Annotated in this window: 1 protein-coding gene; it reads right to left on the bottom strand. The window is 56.2% G+C overall.

Annotated elements, in window-relative coordinates:
* Positions 1–38: 38 nt before the first annotated feature.
* A partial coding sequence (locus DQ230_RS16995) for an IS3 family transposase (protein WP_113913716.1) occupies positions 39–507 on the bottom strand: 469 nt, incomplete at its 5' end.

The following is a 507-nucleotide window of genomic DNA, read 5'->3' as shown; positions in this document are numbered from 1 at the left end:
TGGACCTGTCGCGGTTTAGTGCCGCCCCAGGTGCTCTTTTAGGCCACTTTCCGTTCGAAGGCGACCGGGCTTTTCCAGCCCAATGCTGAGTGCCGTCGGCGCGGATTGTAGAAGCCGTTGATATACTGGAAGATGGCCAACTCTGCGTCTCTTCGCGTCTGCCACGACCTGCGCCAGATCAGCTCTGCTTTGATTGTTTTGAAGAACGTCTCGACTGCAGAGTTGTCATAGCAATTTCCCTTGCCGGACATCGACACTTCGAAGCCGTGCTGGCGTAAGAGTTTCTGGTAATCGTGAGAGCAGTATTGGGATCCGCGATCCGTATGATGAATGCAGCCTTTGGGCGGTTGGCGTAGCGCGATTGCCATGTTCAGGGCACGGATCGCCAGATCACGCTTCATCCGATTGCTTACTGACCAGCCGATCACGCGCCGAGAATGCAGGTCAAGGATGACAGCCAGATACAGCCACCCCTCGCGCGTCCACACATAGCTTATGTCGCCAGCC

Source organism: Roseovarius dicentrarchi (assembly GCF_003316635.1).
Lineage (GTDB): Bacteria > Pseudomonadota > Alphaproteobacteria > Rhodobacterales > Rhodobacteraceae > Roseovarius > Roseovarius dicentrarchi.
The sequence above is the reverse complement of the archived record's forward strand: the minus strand, read 5'-3'. Positions and strand labels throughout refer to the sequence as shown.